Genomic DNA, 18731 nt, shown 5'->3' with positions numbered 1-18731 from the left:
GGCCGACGCACATTGATGCGCTGCAGGCTGTGGGCAGTGGTTGATCAGTAGCTGTATTGCACTTGCACCCAGTACTTGTCGGTATCGACCGTGCGAGCCTGATCATCCGAGTCGTAGCTGGCGTACTTGACCAAGCCGACCAGCCCCTTCACCCACGGAATCGGATGGCCATAGGAAAGGTCGATCTCGCTGCCGTAGCTGTCGCTGTTCCGCTCGGTGTCGAAGTCGTGGTACCAGGCCTGCAGGCTGCCGCCGGCCAGTGGCGCGGAAAAGCCCAGGTAGGCGTCCTCGATGCCGTCGGCCGGGGTGGTGAGGAACTGGTCGGCCCAGCCCTGGAAAATGTGCTTGGTCGCCAGTGGCGTCTGGAAGGCGCGATTGCCCGGGCCGCTGTCGCCGCCCAGCACCTCGTAGCCGCCCTTGAACTGTATGCCCTTGAATGCGTACCCCAGTTCGGCCAGGTAGTAGTCGCTGTCCAGGTCCATCGGGTTGTCCGCGTAGTCCAGCTGCCGCGCGTATTCCAGGGCGTAGCTGAAGGCACCCAGCGCACCGTTCAGGCGCAGGCCGCTGGTTCTGCTGGACAGGCTGCCCAGCGGCGAAGTGGCAGTGACGGCGATGTTGTCCAGGCCGAGCAGGTAGCTGTAGGCCGTCACCGCAAGTTCCGGCATCAGCAGGTATTGGGCATTGAACAGGTGGCTGTGGCCTTCGATGTTCGCCGGATTGGTGCGGTTGTCGAAGCGGCCGTTTTCCGGCCCGAAGATGGTGTTGATGTTGTCCAGGTAGCTGTAGGTCAGGGTCAGTCCGTCGAGGGGCTTGAACTGGGCGAGGGCAGCGTCGTAGGTCTGTTCGTTCTGCCGCCAGGCGGAACCTCCGACGAAACGTTGGTTGTCCAGGTTGATGCGCTGGCGGCCCAGCACGGCGCTGCCGAAGGCCTGGTCGTAGCGCAGCAGGGCCTGGTTGACCTCGGTGCCATCCGGGTCGACGACCATCGCGTAGTTGGTCTGCCCGTTGCGGCTGTCGTTGTAGGCGGCGTCGCCCAGGCGACTGACGTTGTCCACTTCCAGCAGGCCCGAGAGGCCGTACCACTTGCCACTCTGGAAGCCGACGCGGGTACGCAGGGTCTGGGCATTGGCGTCGCGCAGGTTGTTGTTCTGGTCGACGTTTTCGAAGCGGTAGCGGGCGTCGAGGATGGGCTTGCCCTGGGTGAACAGGTTGCCAATGTCCTCTGCGGCCAGGGCGGCGTGACTGGTGCTGGCCACGGCGAGCGACAGCAGAGCGGGTTTCAGCGTGTGCATAGCGGTCTTCCTGGGTCTGGAAAGCGCAAAAAAAAACGCCACGGTGCCCGCACTCCTGATTGGGAGGGGCTTCCGCGACGTCGTTGTCGGTTGAGTGGCAGACACGCCGTTGTGCTGACCGGGGAGGGTCAAAGCAGGCGTCGTGCCATGTCATGCAAGTTATTGATTAACTTTGATTTTCAGAAAGACATAGAACCTTTGGCGATTAGCCTGTGCACCGTCCTTGCCCAGATCGCATTGACGAAGGGCAGTGACGGGGCAGGGTGGGGAAGGGGAAGGGGAAGGGGAAGGGGAAGGGAAGGGGAAGGGAAGGGGAAGGGAAGGTAGGTTGGTGCTGAGCTTGCGAAGCCCAACAAATGGGATGAGACGTGCCAGGGAGCGTTGGGCTTCGCTTCGCTCTGCGCCAACCTACAGGGCGCTTGGGGTCCCAGCGAATGAATTCGCCCCCTGCGGGGGCGAGCCAGGAGGATCAGGCGGCGGGGCGCTGCTGGCGCTGGTAGAGGAACTCCAGCACGGCCGTCCGGTATTCGTGATAGCGGGCGTCATTGGCCAGGGCCAGGCGGTCGCGCGGGCGGTCCAGGTCGACCTTGACGATATCGCCGATGGTGGCTGCCGGGCCGTTGGTCATCATGACGATGCGGTCGGAGAGCAGCACGGCCTCGTCCACGTCATGGGTGACCATGACCACGGTGCTGTGCGTCTCGCCGACGATGCGCAGCAACTCGTCCTGCAGGTGTGCGCGGGTGAGAGCATCCAGCGCGCCGAAGGGCTCGTCCATCAGCAGCACCTTGGGTTCCATCGCCAGTGCGCGGGCGATGCCCACACGCTGTTTCATGCCGCCGGAGATTTCACTGGGATGTTTGTGTGCCGCATGGTCCAGACCGACCATCTGCAACGCCGCAGCGCTGCGTTCCTTTAGCCGGGCCTTGCTTTCCCGGGCGCCGAAGACTTTTTCCACCGCGAGGTAGACATTGCCGAAGCAGGTCATCCAGGGCAGCAGGCTGTGGTTCTGGAACACCACCGCGCGTTCCGGGCCCGGGCCGTCGATCTCTCGGCCATTGCAGATCAGCCCGCCCTCGTTGGCGTCCAGCAGGCCGGCAATCAGGTTGAGAACGGTGGACTTGCCGCAGCCGGAATGGCCGATCAGCGAGACGAACTCGCCGCGGGCGATGCTCAGGTTGACGTTGCTGAGGGCCTGGAAGCGACCTTTGCGCGTATCGAAGTGTTTGCTGACACCGGTCAGCTCGACGAACTTGTCCATCAGGGTTCTCCTGCTCTTGTAGGAGCGAGCTTGCTCGCGAGTGCTGTTCGCGAGCTGAGCTCGCTCCTACGGGATGTTCAGTTGCTGTAATCGAAGCGCTTGGCCAGCCACAGCAGGCTCTGTTCCAGGGCCAGGCCCACCAGGCCGACGATGATGATGGCGATGAGGATGTGCTCGACGTTGAGGTTGTTCCATTCGTCCCACACCCAGAAGCCCAGGCCGGTGCCGCCGGTGAGCATTTCGGCGGCCACTATCACCAGCCAGGCGACGCCGATGGCCAGGCGGATGCCGGTCATCAGATGGGGCAGCACGGCCGGGAAGAGGATGCGGGTGAGCACCTTGAACTCGGAGAGTTTCAGCACCCGTGCCACGTTGAGGTAGTCCTGCGGCACGCTGGCCACGCCGGCGGCGGTGTTGAGAATGATCGGCCAGATCGAGCTGATGAAGATCACCCAGATCGACGCCGGCCCGGCCGCCTCGAATACCAGCAGGCCGATGGGCAGCCACGCCAGTGGGGAAACCGGCCGCAGCAGGCTGATGATGGGCGAGAGCATCCCGGCCAGAAAGGTGAAACGGCCGATGGCGAAGCCCAGTGGAATGCCCACCAGCGCGGCCATGCCGAAGCCCAGGCCGACCCGGCCCAGCGAATGGAGGATGTTCCAGCCGATGCCCATGTCGTTGGGACCGTTGTCGTAGAAGGGATCGGCGAACAGTTCCAGCGCCGAATGCCAGGTCGACAGTGGGCCCGGGAGACCTTCGCTGCGCGCTGCCACCAGGGCCCAGAGGCCGATGAACAGCAGCATGCCGAGTAGCGGCGGAACCAGCACCCGCGCCAGATTATGCAAGGCCTCCGCGCCAGGCATGGCCTGGCGCGGAGCTACGCTGGGCGCAGCCTTCGGGGCCACCGGCAGTGGCGGATTCACGGGAGCGTTCATGCTGGCCTCCTGGGTCAGGCTTTGATGGCGAAGGATTGCGCGTAGGCGGCCGGGTTCGAACCATCCCACAGCTTGCCGTCCATCAGGGTGCTGCTACGCATCTGGCTGGGCGGAACCGGCAGGCCGAGGGCGCTGGCGGCCTCGCTGAACACTTTGGTCTGGTTGACCTGGGCGGCGACGGCTGCATAGTCCGGGTCTTCCTTGATCAGGCCCCAGCGCTTGAATTGGGTCATGAACCACATGCCGTCGGAGAGCCAGGGGAAGTTCACGTTGCAGTCCTTGCAGAAGGCCATGGCGTGCTTGTCATCCCATTTGTTGCCCAGACCGTCCTCGTAGTGACCGAGGAAGCGCTGTTCGATGACGTCCACCGGGGCATTCACGTAGGCCTTGCCGGCGATCAGTTTCGCGGTGGCCTTCTTGTTCTCGTCGCTGGCCTCGATGAAGCGGCTCGCATCGAGCAAGGCCATCACCAGGGCCCGCGCCGTATTGGGGTTCTGCTCGACGAATTCGCGCGAGCAGCCCAGCACCTTTTCCGGGTGGTCGGCCCAGATCTGCTGGGTGGTAGTGGCGGTGAATCCGATCTTGTCGAAGATCGCCCGCGCGCCCCAGGGCTCGCCGACGCAGAAGCCGTCCATGTTGCCCACGCGCATGTTGGCAACCATCTGTGGCGGCGGCACGGTGATGGTCTTCACATCGCTCATCGGGTTGATGCCGTGACTGGCAAGCCAGTAGTAGAGCCACATGGCGTGGGTGCCGGTGGGGAAGGTCTGGGCGAAGGTCAGCGGGGTGCCGCCCTTCTTGATATGCACGGCGAGCTGATCGCCATTGGTCACACCCGCCTCCTTGAGCTGGCGGGAAAGGGTGATGGCCTGGCCGTTCTGATTGAGGCCCATGAGCACCGCCATATTCTTTTGCGGGCCCGCCACGCCGAGCTGGGCGCTGTACATCATGCCGTAGAGCACGTGGGAGGCATCCAACTCACCGGTGTTCAACTTGTCGCGCACGCCGGCCCAGGAGGCTTCCTTGCTGGGGGTGATGGAGAGGCCGTACTTGGTGGCAAAGCCCTGGGTGGCGGCGACCACTACCGAGGCGCAGTCGGTGAGGGGAATGAAACCGACCTTCAGGGCGGCCTTTTCCGGTGCATCCGAACCGGCGGCCCAGGCCGCGCTACGCAGGAAGCCAGGGGCGGAAAGCCCCAGGGCGGCCACGCCGCCGACGGTGCCGGCAATGGCGATGGATTGCTTGAGGAAGTTGCGGCGGCTGTTGTTCACCGGGTCTTTGGAATCACGTTCGCTCATGGTGTTGTCCTGGTTGGAGGGCAAAACAAAAACGGCGTGCGCCAGAGCTCCCGATAGGGGAAGGAGCTCTGACGGACGCCGTTGTCCGTGATCCGCGGCCCACCGCCGTTGGCGCGCTACGCTGGAATCTGCTGAGGGATCTGCAAAGGCCTTGCCAGCTTGCGCGGTAGGCTCGAGTTCTGGCTGTGGGCAGGCTTCGGCAGAATGGGTTTTCCCTATAAATCAGCAACTTGCTTGATTGGCGAGACAGAAGTACTCGCCGGCGGGTTGAGCCATATGCGTGCGAAGGAGGTGCGGCCTGAGCGGTTTTGGTTCGCCCGCTGCCCGGAGCTGCACCTTGCCTTGTAAGGGCGAATTCATTCGCCAAGGGCTGCGCAGCAGCCCCGTAGGTTGGTGCTGAGCCTGCGAAGCCCAACTTTCCCTGGCAATAAGCTCGGGAGTGCTGCGCACTCCGTGTTGGGCTTCGCTTCGCTCAGCGCCAACCTACGGACCTTTGGCAAATTCATTCGCCCCTAGAGGTGGTGCGCATGGTGCGCCCCATGGTTCAGACCCCGAGCATCTCGTGCGTGGCGATGATCTGCTCGGCCACCTGGATCAGCTTCTGTTGCCGCCCCATGGCCTGCCGGCGCATCAGGGTGTAGGCCTCGTCTTCGGTACAGGTCCTCAACTTCATCAGCAATCCCTTGGCGAGCTCGATCCGCTTACGTTCGGCCAACTGGTTATCGCGTTCCAGCAATTGGGCACGCAGGGCCTGGTCACTGTCGAAGCGCGCCATGGCCACGTCCAGGATCGGTCGCAGGCGCTCGGCGTGGATACCTTCGACCACGTAGGCACTGACCCCGGCCTGGATCGCTTGGCGCATCAGGTCTGGGGCGTGGTCGTCGGTGAACATCACGATGGGGCGCGGCTGGTTCCGGCTCACCATGACAACCTGTTCCATCATGTCGCGGCCGGCGGATTCGGTGTCGATCAAGACCACATCGGGGCGAGTCGCCTCGATGTGCTCAGGCAAATCAATAGTCAGGCCGGTTTCATCAATGACGTCGAAGCCCGATTCGAGCAAGGCATTCTTCAGGCGGCCCACCTTTTTCGGGGTGTTGTTGATCAGGAGAATACGAAGCATGGTGCGTTCATCTCCAGGTGTCAGAGGGGCAGGGATGCGGACGGGGAATGACGAGCGTGAATGGCGAAGCTGTCGGCGTAGCCCGCTGGATCGCTGCCATCCCAGATGCGCCCATCGACCAATGTGGAGCTGCGCATGGCCTGGTCAGGCACAGCAATGCCGAGCGCCTCGGCGGCTTCTCGATAGAGCGCAAGCTGGTGAATCTGCCTGGCCACGCCAAGGTAGTCGGGATTTTCCCGGAGCAGCCCCCAGCGGCGGAACTGGGTCATGAACCAGATGCCGTCGGAGAGCCAGGGCATGGTGGCTTGGCCGTCGGCGAAGAAGCGCAAGGGGTGAGCATCGCGCCATGCGTGACCGAGGCCGTCTTCATAGTGTCCGAGAAAGCGCGGCTGGATGACCGAAAGCGGTGCATCGAGGTACTCGCTTCCGCAGATCAGTTGGGCGGTGCTGCGCTTGTTCTCGTCGTTGGCATCGATAAAGCGGCTGGCCTCCAGCACGGCCATGGTCAGGGCACGGGCCGTGTTGGGGTATTGCTCCACGAAGGTTCGGGTGCAGCCCAGCACCTTCTCGGGATGATCGGGCCAGATCATCTGGCTGGTGGCCAGGGTGAATCCTTCCTTCTCATCCACGGCCAGCGCGCCCCAGGGGCCGCCGGCGCAAAACCCGTCGATGCGCCCGGCTCGCAGGTGCTGGACCATTTGCGCGGGCGGCACCACCACGGTGTTCACATCCTCCAGGGGGTTAATGCCATGGGCCGCCAGCCAGTAGTAAAGCCACATGGCATGGGTGCCGGTGGGGAAGGTCTGGGCGAAGGTCAGTCTTGCTCCATGCTGGCGCACATGGGTGGCCAATTCTTCCGCACGGGTCACGCCAGCCCGGCGGAGCTGCTCGGACAGGTTGATGGCCTGGCCGTTCTGGCAAAGCCCCATGAGGATCGCCATCGCGGTAGGCGCGCTGCCCAGGCCCAGATGGATGCCGTAGACCTGTCCGTAGAGCGAGTGCGCGGCATCCAGTTCACCGCTCAATAACTTGTCGCGCAGGGCCGCCCAGGAGGTCTGTCGTTTGAGGTTCAGAGTCAGGCCATAGGGCTGGGCGAAACCCTGGGTGGCCGCGACGATCAACGAGGCGGCATCGGAAAGGGCTATGAAGCCCAGGTTCACTGTGCGCTTTTCCGGGGCATCGCTGCCCGCGACCCAGGCGAGGTTGTCGTTACGAGTGCAACTCTTGTCGGTCATGTCGTTAGTCCCACCACTGAACGAAAAAGGCGCCGCCCCAGTCACCATGGGGTTGGTGACCGGGAACGACGCCATCGTCTGTGAACTGACTCCGCCGTTGGAGCTAGCTCTGGATGCCGGTGTCAGCAATTGATGTGCCACCGCGCACCGGAGAGATTTCGTGCTGAATGCGCTCGGGGGGATGTCGGGTCAGTCGCCTTTGCTGCGATAGCGACTGGGCGCATGCCCTGTCCAGTTTAGAAAGGCGCGCCGAAATGCCGCCTCGCTGCTGAAACCCAGATGGCCGGCGATACGGCCAATCGTCCAGTCGGTGTCGCGCAAGCAGCGTTGCGCCGACTCGCACAGGCAGAGTCGGCGCAGCAACTGGTAGCTGGACCCTTCGGCTGCCAAACGCCGGCGCAAGGTCGGCTCGCTGGTGCCCAAGGCGGCGGCTATCGCGCCGAGTGCCGGTACCTCGAGTTCATGGGCGATGGCGGCGTCGAGAAAGCCCCGTACCTGTTGCGTGACCGAAACCACGCTCGGCGGCGCGCCTATCAGGCGGAAAGGAAAATCCACCAGGAACGAGGCCAGCTCGGCTGGTTTGCGTATCACCTGGCGTGTCAGCAGTTCGCTGTTGAAGTTGAAGCCATAGGTCTGCTTGCCGACGGATACCGGGGCGTCGAACAGGCCGAGGAAGGGCATGGCGTCCTTGCGCTCCGGGTGGGCCAGGAACACGTTGGACGGACGTAGCGCATGCCCGATCAGCCAGGCGAACAGTTGCAGGTAGCAGAACAATCCGGTCAGGTCGACCAGGCAGGCGGCCGAGCTGCGCTTCTGGCGCAAGGAGTCCATGTGAAAGGTGGCGTTCTGACCCTGCACTTCCAGGCTCAACTTCCCGGCACGGGGATGCAGCATGGCGCAGAACTCTGCGGCACAGACGATGGCTTCGCCGAGGGTGCCGCAGCTGAGCAGGCAGCGACACATCAGGTCGACTTCGTTCTTGCGCATCGGTGGTTGGCCCTCACCCTGCGCAACCTTTGCCTCCAGTTGCTCGATGGCCTGTCGGTACAGTCGCACAAAGCTGTCCGCCGAGAGTTGCTCAGCCGCTCCGTCTTGCCCTGGGGGCAGCAGGCTGTGGCGCTGCAACTCCTCCAGTAGTCGAGCGTCCAGCCCGTGGGGAATGCGAACGGCATGAGCTGATCGGGAGGCCATCATGAAACTCGCCTGTTGATTGCGACGGTAGTGGTCAGTGATCGATTCGGTGACGGTGCATCCACAGCAGCTATGGCCCAATGAAGGCAAGTCAACACGCTTGGGCTAATGCTCAAGTCGCGGCGAATCCGGGCGCATCAGTGGAGCATTCATAACGTGATTATTGCCGTCATCCGATTGCCGAGTCGCACCAGCCTGTCACCTGATGAGAGGGCGGGCAAGCCATGATCCAGATACTGGATGAAATCCTTCTGGACCCCAAACAAATTCCCACCGTATTGGCTTTGCTGGACGAGCGCTATATGCCGCAAACAGCCGCGCGCGGGCTGACTTTGTTGCAGCGCTGGGTATCGCCACCGGTTGCCATTCCAGGTGAGCACAACAGGCTCTGGTTGCTGTGGCAGGTGCCCGATGTGTGGGGCTATTACGGTATGCGCATCAGCGCCGGGACCGAAGTGTTGGAGTTCTGGGGCTTTGTGGACAAGGTGTGCGAGCACCGCGCTCGGCATGTGCTGGGCAGCGCCGACCAACCTCTGCCTTCGCTGGAGGTGCAGGAAGATGTGGCATGAAACTGCACAGCTCTATCTCGATCCGGATGCTGGGCCAGGCGAGGTCGCAGACGAACTGCAGCGCCGGGTTCAAGGCTTGGCTGGCCTCAAGCACTTCAGCCTTGGCCGCAATCTCGAAGGCAGTTGGGGGGCCGGCGATTTCACCCTGGATCTGTGTTTCGCAAGCAATGCATTCCAGGCCGGCACCGCGACCAGCCTGGCGCAGCTGCCGGGCGTTTCGCGCGTGGATCGAGTGGCCTACGAGCGGCTGGGCGGTGGTCGGCGCGCCGTTGGGCTGCAGGGCGGAATCTGGCGCACCTTGTTGTTTCGCGTGCGCAAAGATCAAGCCCCCGCTCATGTCGCGTCGCTGGAGCGTGATCTGCTGCGCATGCCGGCGTACATGGCGGGCATCCGCAACTGGCAACTGAGTCGAGTCTCCTCGAGCAGTGGCTGGACGCACGTCTGGCAGCAGGAGTTCGCCAGTGTCGATGATCTCCAGGGTGAGTATCTGGCCCATCCATTTCACTGGGGTTGGGTAGATCGGTGGTTCGATCCTGAATTTCCCGAGTGGACGGTGGAGGCGCTTTCTCATGCTTTCTGCCCGCTTGCAACGAGCATCCTGACCCATCCCCTTTCCCGCCTCCCTTCTAGCAAGTAAGGAGTTCCCATGACTCAGGCATCGCAAAAACTGGCCGGCAAGATCGCACTTGTCACCGGGGCCAGCCGTGGAATCGGCCGCGCCATCGCCCAGCGCTTCGCGGCAGAGGGTGCAACAGTGGTCGTCAGTGCGCGCAGTCTGCAGCAGACGTCCAGCCTGCCAGGCAGCTTGGCCGAGACGGTCGAGCTGATCACGCAAGCCGGGGGCCGGGCGATCCCATTGACCGCCGACCTGGAGCTGCCGGCTGAGCGCGACAGTCTGGTGGCACGCGCCGCCGCTGCGGCCGGCGGTCTGGACATTCTGGTCAACAACGCTGGATTCGCCGAGTACAGCAGCGTCGAAACGATGCCGCTGACCCTGTACGAACGCACGCTCGATCACTACCTGCGGGTGCCATTCGTGCTCAGCCAGGCAGCAATCCCATTGATGCGGGCACGTGGTGGCGGCTGGATCTTGAACCTGGGCTCAGTCACCGCGTTGCCGCCGCTGCGCCCTTACCATGACTTCGAACGGTTCGGGGGTATCGCTGTATACGCCGCAGCCAAGGCCGCCATCAACCGGTTTACCCAGGCGCTGGCGGCCGAGCTGGAGGCGGACAATATCGCGGTGAATGCGGTGGGGCCGAGCACCGCGATCCGCACCCCGGGCGGTGGGCGTTACATCCCGGACGACTACCCAACCGAGCCCGTTGAGTATCTGGTCGAGACCGCGTTGGCGTTGTGCCAATTGCCGGCCCGCGACCGTACTGGCCTGATCACCCACAGCCTGCACTTTCCCCTGGCACAGCAGTTGCCGGTCCATACGCTGGACGGCCGTGACAGGCTGCCGGCCCCGACGATTCCGACATGGGCGCACCCGGGCATAGAACCCGCCGGCGCATGAGCCGAACCAGTAGAAGGAGGGATGAACCCATGCAAAGGTTGATCGACAAGGTCGCGGTGATCGCTGGCGGCGGCTCGGGAATAGGTGCCGCCACCGCTGAGCGGTTGGCCATGGAGGGCGCGGCGGTTGTGATTGGTGATCTCGACGGCGATAGCGCAATCGCGCTTGCACAGCGCATTCAGGCAGGAGGCGGACGCGCGCGGGGAGTGCAGTGCGACATCAGCGACGACGCCGCGGTGGCCGCGCTGATGGCGGTCGCGCAGGATACTTTCGGCGGCATCGACCTGATGCACGCCAACGCGGCCGACATGGGCGCGATCATGCACGACACCACCGTGCTCGATGTGCCGCTCGAGATATTCGACCGTACGATCGCAGTCAACCTGCGCGGCTACCTGCTGTGCACCCGCCACGCGCTACCAGCGCTACTGCAGCGCGGTGGTGGCGCAATTGTCTACACCAGTTCCGCAGCTGCTTTCATGGGGGAGCCGGAGCGAGTCTGCTACGGCATCAGCAAGAGCGGCATTCATGCGCTGATGCGCCACGTCGCGTCGGCCTGGGGGAAGCAGGGCATTCGCGCCAACGTGGTCGCGCCAGGGTTGATCCTGACTGAAACCATCCGCACGCGGGCGTCGGAGGAGTTCAAGGCCGAAGTGTTCGAACGTGGTCGCAGTCCGCGCCTTGGCGAGCCGACGGACATTGCTGCCACAGTGGCGTTCCTGGCGTCGGGTGACGGCGAGTGGATCAATGGCCAGGTCATCAGTGTTGACGGTGGCGTCAACATGCGCTGAGTCGAGCACAGTCAGGCTCGCCCTCGATCTGGTCGAACGCGCTTGCCGTCGAGCAGGGAACCTGGCCAATGGCCCAGATGCGAGAAGGAGCCGCAGGCCCCGTGACACTTCAGGCCCAGCGACTCCCTCTGATACGTCCCTGGAGCTCCCGGGACGCTTTACCGATATGCCCGCGTGTTCCTTTCGGAACCCGCAGCTTTAGTGCTGTACCTCGACCATATCGACATCCGGTGCGTCGGGTACGTTATTGGGTTCAGGCTCTGCCTCGACGACATCGACGTCCGGCGCGTCAGGGGCTTCATTGGCGTCTTCCGCAGCCTCTCTAGCGGCATCTGCGGCGTCTTCGGCAGCTTCCCTGGCAGCGTCTGCGGCCTCTTCAGCCGCCTCTCTGGCAGCATCTTCAGCCTTGCCAGCAGCCTCTTTGGCTAGCTCTGCGGCCTCTCTGGCTGCCTCTCTGGCAGCATCTGCGGCATCTTTATCAGCCTCCCTGGCAGCATCTGCCTCGTTCTTGGCAGCATCTCGGGCAGCATCTGCAGCCTCCCTGGCCGCCTCTCTGGCACCATCTGCGGCTTCTCTAGCCGCGTCTCTGGCTGCATCTGCGCCGTCCTTGTCAGCGTCTCTGGCCGCATCACGGGCAGCATCTGCAGCGTCTCTAGCGGCATCTCGTGCAGCATCTGCCGCATCCCTGGCGGCGTCTCTGGCCGCATCTGCCGCACCCTTGGCGGCGTCTCTGTCTGCATCCGCCGCATCCTTGTCAGCATCCCTGGCTGCATCTGCAGCATCTGCAGCATCGGCCATGCCGTCCGCGTCGTCGCGATCGCCTGCATCATCGTCATGGGCATTGCCAGGACCCCGGTTGCCGCCGACTTTGTCATGGTCTCCGTCATGGTCGTTGTCATGGTCTTTGCCCATGCCTTTGTCCCCGGCAAGACCGCCATGGTCCGCGTCAGCGTCGCCGTGTCCCTTGCCTCCATGACCGTCACCGGCATGGCCTGCCTCACCATGGTCGCCATCGTGACCGCCACTGTCGCCATCGTGACCACCGCCGTCACCGCCGTGACCATCGCCATCGTGACCGCCGCCGTCACCGCCGTCACCGCCGTGACCATCGCCACCGCGACCGCCGCCGTCACCGCCGTGACCATCGCCACCGTGACCGCCACCGTCTCCACCGTCACCACCGTGGCCTCCTCCACCACTGCTGCCATCCCTGGCAAACGCGTACGAACCAACCGAAATGTAATCAGGCACCAACACTGTCGATGCCGAGAGGACTCCACCAATAGCCAGAGCCAGCAGGCATTTTTTAATAGGCATAATGTGCCTCCGTCTAAGTTCTCTTGGTTAACCCCCCCTCCCGACTAAAAGTTGACGATGTAGGGTTGAGCCGAGCTTCGTCGCGGAAGTTCATAGTCCGTAACATCTTTCTGCCAAGTGGCCCCGAGCCCGCTAAGAGAGGGGGACAGATGCGGGGCCGACGAACTGCACCCGCTCGTGGAGCTGGAAGAGGCGGCGGAGGGGCTGGTGAGCAAGCTGGCGGCGGGCGCGACCACGACGATGGGGCGCACAAGCACTTGTGCGACTCGGCCGCCCGGAACGATCTGGGCACTCGCCTGGAGTTGGAGGCGGCGGCATCGCTGGCCTGCGCCCGGAGCAACGATGCAGGTGAAGGCGTGCAGGCATTCATCGACAAGCGCGAGCCCCGCCTCGCCCTCAATCGGCGAACAATTCGAACATCAACTGCCTGAGCCAGCGGTTGGCGGGATCCCGATGGTACTTTGCATGCCAGAACAGGTTGATGTCGATCTCCGGAAGCTCGACCGGATGAGGCAGGGCGACCAGGCCGAAGGGTTCGATGCAGGAGTCGGCGAAGCGCTCGGGTACGGTGGCGAGCAGGTCGGTGCGCTGGAGGATGTGGCCAACGGCGACGAAGTGCGGCACTTCCAGGCGGATGTCCCGCTCGATACCCAGGCGCGCCATGTGGGCATCCACCTCGCCGTGGCCGGTGGTGGCGGCGATCACCCGCACGTGGCCGTGGGCGCAGAAGCGTTCCAGGGTCAGCGGCTCGCGGGTGACCGGGTGGTCCTTGCGGCACAGGCACACATAGCGGTGGTGGAACAGTCGGCGCTGGTGGAAGCCCGCCTGCAGGTGCGGCAGCAGCCCCACGGCGAGGTCGACGGTGCCATTCTGCAGGGCTTCGATCAGCGTCACGCTGGTGTTGCGCACGGTGCTGATGCGGCATTTCGGCGCCAGGCGAGCGAGCGCGTCCATCAGCCGCGGGGTGAAGTAGATCTCGCCGATGTCGGTCATGGCGATGGTGAAGGTGCGGTCGCTGGTCAGCGGGTCGAAGCTGTCCTGTCGGCTCAGCGCGTCGCGCAGGGTGTGGATCGCCAGCGACACGGGCTCGGCCAGTTGCTCCGCATAGGGTGTCGGTTCCATGCCCTGGTAGGTGCGCACGAAGAGGTCGTCCTGCAGGGCGGTGCGCAGGCGCTTGAGGGCATTGCTGACGGCGGGTTGGGTCAGGCCCAGGTTGTCGGCGGCGGTGGAGACGCGCCGGTCGATGAGCAACTGGTTGAAGACCACCAGCAGGTTCAGGTCCAGGTCGCGTAGGTCCATGAGGTATCTCGTGGGTTGCACAGGTCTGTAGGAATATTCATATATGAAATAGTCTGTATGCGACTTGCTGCATTTATCAATATTCCTGGCTTCGACATGATGGTTCCACTCCAACAACAACACCATCATGGGTACGAACATGACCAAGAAGCCTGCCTTGCGCGTCGGCATCATCGGCGGCGGTATCTCCGGCGTCGCCCTGGCACTGGACCTGTGCCGTCACTCCCATCTCGACGTTCAGCTTTTCGAGTCCGCGCCGGCCTTCGGTGAAGTGGGCGCGGGCGTTTCCTTCGGCGCCAACGCGGTGCGGGCCATCGCCGGTCTCGGGCTGGCCGAGCCCTATGGGCAGGTCGCCGACCGCACGCCAGAGCCCTGGCAGGACGTGTGGTTCGAGTGGCGCCGCAGCAGCGATGCCGGCTACATCGGCGCCAGCGTGGCGCCGGGCGTGGGGCAGTCCTCGGTGCATCGCGCGGACTTCCTGGATGTGCTGGCCAGCCGCCTGCCCGACGGGGTGGCGCGGTTCAACAAGCGCGCCGTCAGCGTGGAGCAGTTGGGCGACGAGACCCGCGTGCTGTTCACCGATGGCACGGATTACCGGGGCGACCTGCTGATCGCTGCCGATGGCATCAAGTCCGCAATCCGCAGCCATGTACTGGACAGCATCGGCGCCGCGCCGGCCGCACCGCGCTTCACCGGCACCTGTGCCTATCGCGGGATGATCGACAGCCTGCGCCTGCGCGAGGCCTATCGCGTCGCCGGTGTCGACGAGCATCTGGTGGACGTGCCGCAGATGTACCTCGGCCTCGACGGTCACATCCTCACCTTCCCGGTGAAGCAGGGCCGCATCATCAACGTGGTGGCCTTCGTGTCCGACCGCAGTCGCCCCGATCCGGTCTGGCCGAAGGACGCACCGTGGGTGCGCGAAGCGAGCCAGCGCGAGATGCTCGAAGCCTTCACCGGCTGGGGCGATGCCGCGCGCATCCTGCTGGAGTGCATCCCCGCGCCGACCCACTGGGCGCTGCACGACCTGGCCGAGCTGCCCGGCTACGTACACGGACGCGTGGCCCTGATCGGCGATGCGGCCCACGCCATGCTGCCGCACCAGGGAGCCGGGGCTGGGCAGGGACTGGAAGATGCCTACTTCCTGGCCCGTCTGCTGGGCGATCCGCAAGTGAGCCAGGGCAACCTCGGCGAGCTGCTGGCGGCCTACGACGCCTTGCGTCGCCCCCGCGCCTGTCGTGTGCAGCGCACCTCCTGGGAAGCGGGCGAGCTGTACGAGCTGCGCGACCCGGCGGTGGGCGACAACGAGAAGGCCCTGGGCGCAACCCTGGCCAGCCGCTTCGACTGGCTGTGGAACCACGACCTGGATGCCGATGTGGCTGAAGCCCGCGCGCGCCTGGGTTGGCAGTCCCTCAGCCACTGCGCCTGACGCCGCTCCGTTCTACCGGGGCGAGCCCAGCCGGCCGCCCCGGCTCTATAACAACGACAAGAAGAGCCATGCCATGCGTGCCATCGACGTTTCCGCCCTGCTCGACGGGGCCCGCTTCAATGCTTTCCACGCGCGCGTACTGTTCTGGTGCGCGCTGATCATCATCTTCGACGGCTATGACCTGGTCATCTACGGCGTGGTGTTGCCCGCGCTGATGCAGGCCTGGAGCCTCACTGCGCTGCAGGCTGGCCTGCTCGGCAGCTGCGCGCTGGTGGGGATGATGCTGGGCGCGCTGTTCTTCGGCCCGCTGTCGGACCGGATCGGACGGCGCAAGACCATCATGACCTGCGTGACCCTATTCAGCGGTTTCACGGTGATCAACGGTTTCGCGCGCACCCCCGAGGAGTTCGCGATCTGCCGCTTCATCGCCGGGCTCGGCATCGGCGGAGTGATGCCCAACGTGGTGGCGCTGATGAATGAATATGCGCCGAAGAAAATTCGCAGCACCCTGGTCGCGATCATGTTCAGCGGCTACTCGGTGGGCGGCATGCTCTCCGCCGGGTTGGGCATGGCGCTGATGCCCACCTGGGGCTGGCAGGCCGTGTTCTTCGTCGCCGTGGTGCCCTTGCTGGTGCTGCCGCTGCTGGTGCGCCAACTGCCGGAGTCGCTCAACTTCCTGTTGCGCCAGGGGGATGTGGGGCGTGCCCAGGCACTGCTGTGCCGCGCGGAGCCGGCGTACGTGCCCGCCACCGGCGACCGCCTGCACCTGGCCAAGGGGCAGGCGAGCACGATCACCATCTCCCAGCTGTTCCATGACGGACGGACCCTGAACACGCTGATGCTCTGGGTGGCGTTCTTCTGCTGCCTGTTGATGGTCTACGCCCTGAGCTCCTGGCTGCCGAAGCTGATGAACGCCGCCGGATACGGGCTCAACTCCAGCCTGGCGTTCCTGCTGGTGCTGAACTTCGGCGCCATCTTCGGCGCCATCGGCGGTGGCTGGCTCGGGGACCGTGTCGGCCTTGGTCGCGTGCTGTTCGCCTTCTTCACCCTTGGCGCGCTGTCCCTCAGCCTGTTGGCACTGAAATCCCCGCTGCCGGTGCTGTACCTGCTGATCGGTGTGGCCGGCGCCTGCACCATCGGCACCCAGATCCTCGCCAACGCCTGTACCGTGCAGTTCTACCCGGCACATATCCGCTCCACCGGGCTTGGCTGGGCCATGGGCATCGGCCGCATCGGCGCCATCATCGGCCCGCTGCTGGGCGGCGCGCTGCATGCCGCGCAGTTGCCGATCCAGGCGAGCTTCCTGGCTTTCGCCCTGCCGGGGCTGGTCGGCGCCGCCGCCATCCTGGTGTTCCTCTGGCACCAGCCGGGTCAGCCGTCCCATGGTGGCGCCTTGGCCGAGAAGCCGCTGGAGTCCAGCTCCGGCTGATCGGCCTCGTACCACAGAGTCCGCCCCGGCCCGATGGGCGCGGACTCCGCCAGCTTGATTCCCGAGCCCCCTTTTTCCCTGCGCCCGCTCACGGCGCAGTGGCGGGGGCTTGCTGCCCCACGACAAGAACAAGAGAACGCCCAATGACTTTCAATCCGAAAAGGCCGCACCTGCTGCTCGCCGCCGCCCTCATCGCCCTGCCGTTCGGCGTCCAGGCAGAGGAGGGCGGCTTCCTGGTCGACTCCAGTGCCACTCTCACCGCGCGCAACTACTACTTCAGCCGCGACTTCTCCGACATAGTCGGGCCGAGCCGGCAGTCCAGGGCGGAGGAGTGGGCCCAGGGCTTCATCCTCAACCTCAGATCCGGCTACACCCAAGGGCCGGTTGGATTCGGCGTCGACGCCATCGGCACGCTGGGGCTGAAGCTGGACAGCAGCCCTGATCGCGCGGGCACCGGCCTGCTGCCCGGCACCTTTGGCGAGACCGCGCCGGACGACTACAGCCGCCTGGGGCTGACGGCCAAGGTGCGGGTGTCGAAGACGGAACTACGGGTTGGCGAGCTGCAGCCCAACGTGCCGGTGCTGGCCCTGACCGACAACCGCCTGTTGCCCAACACCTACCAGGGCGTTGCCATCAACTCGGCGGAAGTCAGCGGGCTGACTTTGCAGGGCGGCCAATTGCGCTCCACCAGTATCCGCAGCGAGGCGGGCGACGAGGAAATCGGCGCCATTGTCGGTTTCGCGCCCCAGCGCGACGCCCGGGCGCGGCTGATCACCTCCGATCGCTTCAACTACGCCGGCGGCGACTACGCCTTCAACCAGAACCGCACCACCCTGAGTGCGTGGTACGGGCAATTGGAAGACCTCTACAACCAGCGCTTCCTGGGGCTCAAGCACAGCGAACCCCTGGGTGACTGGACGCTGGGGGCGAACCTCGGCTACTTCGATTCCGCCGAGGATGGGCGGGAGCTCATCGGCGAGATCGACAACCGCGCTTTCTACTCACTGCTTTCGGCCAGGCGCGGTGGGCATAACTTCTACCTGGGCTACCAGGCAATGTTCGGTGACCAGGGCTTCCCCCGCGTATTCGTCACCGTCTCGCCGCTGGGCAACGAGGTGCCCACCTACGAATTCGCCTCTGCCGAGGAACGCTCCTGGCAGCTGCGCTACGACTACGATTTCGCCGCGCTGGGCGTGCCCGGGCTGATCGCCGGCGTCCGCTATATCCGGGGTGATAACGTCGACACGGGAAGCTTCGAGGGCAAGGACTGGGAGCGCGATCTGGATATCGGCTACACCGTGCAGAGCGGCCCGCTGAAGAACGTCTCGGTGCGGGTACGCAATGCGACTGCGCGCTCGAACTATCGCACCGATATCGATGAGAACCGCCTGATCCTGAGCTACACACTGACGGTGTTCTGATACCGGTGCCGCCCATGCGCTTGCTCGATGGTTTTCGTGCCCACGCAGCCTGTCGAAGTCGTATGACAGGCCGCGGAGTTTGTCGGAAGAGCGGAAGTGCAACGATCGCTTATTTGAACAGTGCAGCGTTGGCTGCCAGAACTTCGTCGGCGCACTGCGCGTCCAGGTGACCGCCTGGGGCGCCAGCCACGCCGATCGCACCGATCACGGTCTCGTCGGCCTTGACCGGGACGCCGCCGCCCAGGAGCAGGAAGCCCGGAATTTCGGTCAGGTTGGCGGCACCCGGGTTCTTCTGGGCATTTTCCATGATGGTCAGGGTCGGAACCTTGGCGGACGCGGCGGTGAAGGCCTTGGCGCGGCTGGCTTCGATGGTGTGGGGGCCGGCGTTGTCGGCACGGGCGAAGGCTTTCAGCAGGCCCGCGCGGTCGACTACCGACGCGCTCACGTTGTAGCCCTTGGCCTGGCAGGCGGCGACAGTGGCGGCGGCCAGTTTCTGGGCATCAGCCGTCGAGATAGTGCTTTCTTTCAGTACGGCGGCGTTGGCGGCGCCCGCGAAGGTCAGGGCGCAGAGCACTGCGGCAATGGAAATACGCGACATGGTCAGGTCCTTTTCGTGGATCGA

The 18731-nt window shown here is 64.5% G+C and carries 18 protein-coding genes; 8 read left to right on the top strand and 10 right to left on the bottom strand.

Going from position 1 to position 18731, the window contains the following annotated elements; all coding sequences use genetic code 11:
* Positions 1-44 precede the first annotated feature (44 nt).
* The 7 genes from E8F12_RS07970 to E8F12_RS07940 all read right to left on the bottom strand — a co-directional run bounded on the left by E8F12_RS07970 (position 45) and on the right by E8F12_RS07940 (position 8338).
* The gene (locus E8F12_RS07970) at positions 45-1292 is read right to left on the bottom strand and encodes a hypothetical protein (RefSeq protein ID WP_280324710.1); all 1248 of its coding nucleotides are present in this window, start codon (positions 1290-1292) and stop codon (positions 45-47) included.
* A 469-nt stretch (positions 1293-1761) separates the two neighbouring features.
* Positions 1762-2553 (bottom strand): ABC transporter ATP-binding protein, encoded by a 792-nt coding sequence (locus tag E8F12_RS07965; RefSeq protein WP_280324709.1) that lies wholly within the window; start codon positions 2551-2553, stop codon positions 1762-1764.
* A gap of 77 nt (positions 2554-2630) precedes the next feature.
* Positions 2631-3488, bottom strand: coding sequence for a nitrate ABC transporter permease (gene ntrB / locus E8F12_RS07960; protein WP_280287273.1), 858 nt, complete (start codon positions 3486-3488; stop codon positions 2631-2633).
* A gap of 14 nt (positions 3489-3502) precedes the next feature.
* Positions 3503-4786: a CmpA/NrtA family ABC transporter substrate-binding protein gene (locus E8F12_RS07955; protein ID WP_280324708.1), complete on the bottom strand. Its 1284-nt coding sequence runs from the start codon at positions 4784-4786 to the stop codon at positions 3503-3505.
* Positions 4787-5330: 544 nt separating this feature from the next.
* Positions 5331-5909: an ANTAR domain-containing protein gene (locus tag E8F12_RS07950; protein WP_280324707.1), complete on the bottom strand. Its 579-nt coding sequence runs from the start codon at positions 5907-5909 to the stop codon at positions 5331-5333.
* A gap of 20 nt (positions 5910-5929) precedes the next feature.
* Positions 5930-7144 (bottom strand): CmpA/NrtA family ABC transporter substrate-binding protein, encoded by a 1215-nt coding sequence (locus tag E8F12_RS07945; protein ID WP_280324706.1) that lies wholly within the window; start codon positions 7142-7144, stop codon positions 5930-5932.
* A gap of 189 nt (positions 7145-7333) precedes the next feature.
* Complete coding sequence (locus E8F12_RS07940; RefSeq protein WP_280324705.1) at positions 7334-8338, bottom strand: AraC family transcriptional regulator ligand-binding domain-containing protein; 1005 nt, start codon at positions 8336-8338, stop codon at positions 7334-7336.
* Positions 8339-8559: 221 nt separating this feature from the next.
* On the opposite strand from E8F12_RS07940, the gene E8F12_RS07935 reads away from it, so the two are divergent.
* From E8F12_RS07935 to E8F12_RS07920, 4 genes are read left to right on the top strand one after another with little or no spacing between them, the layout of a single operon-like run.
* The gene (locus E8F12_RS07935; protein ID WP_280324704.1) at positions 8560-8904 is read left to right on the top strand and encodes a hypothetical protein; all 345 of its coding nucleotides are present in this window, start codon (positions 8560-8562) and stop codon (positions 8902-8904) included.
* Entirely contained in the window at positions 8894-9541 is a 648-nt protein-coding gene (locus E8F12_RS07930) for a Dabb family protein (protein WP_280324703.1), read from the top strand. The genes E8F12_RS07935 and E8F12_RS07930 overlap by 11 nt, the downstream gene beginning before the upstream one ends.
* Positions 9542-9550: 9 nt before the next feature.
* A complete protein-coding gene (locus tag E8F12_RS07925) occupies positions 9551-10423 on the top strand; it encodes an SDR family NAD(P)-dependent oxidoreductase (protein WP_280324702.1) in 873 nt (290 codons plus the stop codon).
* Positions 10424-10452: 29 nt separating this feature from the next.
* A complete protein-coding gene (locus E8F12_RS07920; protein WP_280324701.1) occupies positions 10453-11214 on the top strand; it encodes an SDR family oxidoreductase in 762 nt (253 codons plus the stop codon).
* Between the two features lie 198 nt (positions 11215-11412).
* Here E8F12_RS07920 and E8F12_RS07915 read toward each other — a convergent pair whose 3' ends face one another.
* Entirely contained in the window at positions 11413-12012 is a 600-nt protein-coding gene (locus tag E8F12_RS07915) for a hypothetical protein (RefSeq protein WP_280324700.1), read from the bottom strand.
* A gap of 36 nt (positions 12013-12048) precedes the next feature.
* Between E8F12_RS07915 and E8F12_RS07910 the strand changes: the two genes are divergently transcribed.
* The gene (locus tag E8F12_RS07910; protein WP_280324699.1) at positions 12049-12579 is read left to right on the top strand and encodes a hypothetical protein; all 531 of its coding nucleotides are present in this window, start codon (positions 12049-12051) and stop codon (positions 12577-12579) included.
* Positions 12580-12927: 348 nt separating this feature from the next.
* Here the strand turns inward: E8F12_RS07910 and E8F12_RS07905 are convergent, their stop codons facing one another.
* Positions 12928-13830 (bottom strand): LysR family transcriptional regulator, encoded by a 903-nt coding sequence (locus E8F12_RS07905; RefSeq protein ID WP_280324698.1) that lies wholly within the window; start codon positions 13828-13830, stop codon positions 12928-12930.
* A 139-nt stretch (positions 13831-13969) separates the two neighbouring features.
* Between E8F12_RS07905 and salA the strand changes: the two genes are divergently transcribed.
* The 3 genes from salA (at position 13970) to E8F12_RS07890 (ending at position 18109) form a co-directional block, all read left to right on the top strand.
* A complete protein-coding gene (gene salA / locus E8F12_RS07900; RefSeq protein ID WP_280324697.1) occupies positions 13970-15259 on the top strand; it encodes a salicylate 1-monooxygenase in 1290 nt (429 codons plus the stop codon).
* 73 nt (positions 15260-15332) lie between these two features.
* Positions 15333-16688 carry an aromatic acid/H+ symport family MFS transporter gene (locus tag E8F12_RS07895; RefSeq protein WP_280324696.1) on the top strand — a complete coding sequence of 452 codons (1356 nt, stop codon included), beginning with the start codon at positions 15333-15335 and terminating at the stop codon, positions 16686-16688.
* Positions 16689-16831: 143 nt separating this feature from the next.
* Positions 16832-18109: an OprD family porin gene (locus tag E8F12_RS07890; RefSeq protein WP_280324695.1), complete on the top strand. Its 1278-nt coding sequence runs from the start codon at positions 16832-16834 to the stop codon at positions 18107-18109.
* Positions 18110-18218: 109 nt separating this feature from the next.
* On the opposite strand, the gene E8F12_RS07885 is transcribed toward E8F12_RS07890, so the two are convergent.
* Positions 18219-18707 (bottom strand): heme-binding protein, encoded by a 489-nt coding sequence (locus tag E8F12_RS07885; RefSeq protein WP_280324694.1) that lies wholly within the window; start codon positions 18705-18707, stop codon positions 18219-18221.
* Between the last annotated feature and the right edge of the window lie 24 nt (positions 18708-18731).

Origin of the sequence: Pseudomonas sp. BN102 (assembly GCF_029871245.1) — a bacterium.
Taxonomy (GTDB): Bacteria; Pseudomonadota; Gammaproteobacteria; order Pseudomonadales; family Pseudomonadaceae; genus Metapseudomonas.
This window is presented reverse-complemented; position numbering and strand designations above follow the sequence as displayed.

What these genes read in the sequence shown, in the direction of transcription:
- ntrB (WP_280287273.1), bottom strand. Translation starts at nt 3,488, where the DNA reads ATGAACGCTCCCGTGAATCCGCCACTGCCGGTGGCCCCGAAGGCTGCG.
- E8F12_RS07955 (WP_280324708.1), bottom strand. Translation starts at nt 4,786, where the DNA reads ATGAGCGAACGTGATTCCAAAGACCCGGTGAACAACAGCCGCCGCAAC.
- E8F12_RS07950 (WP_280324707.1), bottom strand. Translation starts at nt 5,909, where the DNA reads ATGCTTCGTATTCTCCTGATCAACAACACCCCGAAAAAGGTGGGCCGC.
- E8F12_RS07915 (WP_280324700.1), bottom strand. Translation starts at nt 12,012, where the DNA reads ATGGCCGATGCTGCAGATGCTGCAGATGCAGCCAGGGATGCTGACAAG.
- salA (WP_280324697.1), top strand. Translation starts at nt 13,970, where the DNA reads ATGACCAAGAAGCCTGCCTTGCGCGTCGGCATCATCGGCGGCGGTATC.
- E8F12_RS07925 (WP_280324702.1), top strand. Translation starts at nt 9,551, where the DNA reads ATGACTCAGGCATCGCAAAAACTGGCCGGCAAGATCGCACTTGTCACC.
- E8F12_RS07905 (WP_280324698.1), bottom strand. Translation starts at nt 13,830, where the DNA reads ATGGACCTACGCGACCTGGACCTGAACCTGCTGGTGGTCTTCAACCAG.
- E8F12_RS07910 (WP_280324699.1), top strand. Translation starts at nt 12,049, where the DNA reads ATGGGCATTGCCAGGACCCCGGTTGCCGCCGACTTTGTCATGGTCTCC.
- E8F12_RS07970 (WP_280324710.1), bottom strand. Translation starts at nt 1,292, where the DNA reads ATGCACACGCTGAAACCCGCTCTGCTGTCGCTCGCCGTGGCCAGCACC.
- E8F12_RS07940 (WP_280324705.1), bottom strand. Translation starts at nt 8,338, where the DNA reads ATGATGGCCTCCCGATCAGCTCATGCCGTTCGCATTCCCCACGGGCTG.
- E8F12_RS07885 (WP_280324694.1), bottom strand. Translation starts at nt 18,707, where the DNA reads ATGTCGCGTATTTCCATTGCCGCAGTGCTCTGCGCCCTGACCTTCGCG.
- E8F12_RS07965 (WP_280324709.1), bottom strand. Translation starts at nt 2,553, where the DNA reads ATGGACAAGTTCGTCGAGCTGACCGGTGTCAGCAAACACTTCGATACG.
- E8F12_RS07945 (WP_280324706.1), bottom strand. Translation starts at nt 7,144, where the DNA reads ATGACCGACAAGAGTTGCACTCGTAACGACAACCTCGCCTGGGTCGCG.
- E8F12_RS07935 (WP_280324704.1), top strand. Translation starts at nt 8,560, where the DNA reads ATGATCCAGATACTGGATGAAATCCTTCTGGACCCCAAACAAATTCCC.
- E8F12_RS07930 (WP_280324703.1), top strand. Translation starts at nt 8,894, where the DNA reads ATGTGGCATGAAACTGCACAGCTCTATCTCGATCCGGATGCTGGGCCA.
- E8F12_RS07890 (WP_280324695.1), top strand. Translation starts at nt 16,832, where the DNA reads ATGACTTTCAATCCGAAAAGGCCGCACCTGCTGCTCGCCGCCGCCCTC.
- E8F12_RS07920 (WP_280324701.1), top strand. Translation starts at nt 10,453, where the DNA reads ATGCAAAGGTTGATCGACAAGGTCGCGGTGATCGCTGGCGGCGGCTCG.
- E8F12_RS07895 (WP_280324696.1), top strand. Translation starts at nt 15,333, where the DNA reads ATGCGTGCCATCGACGTTTCCGCCCTGCTCGACGGGGCCCGCTTCAAT.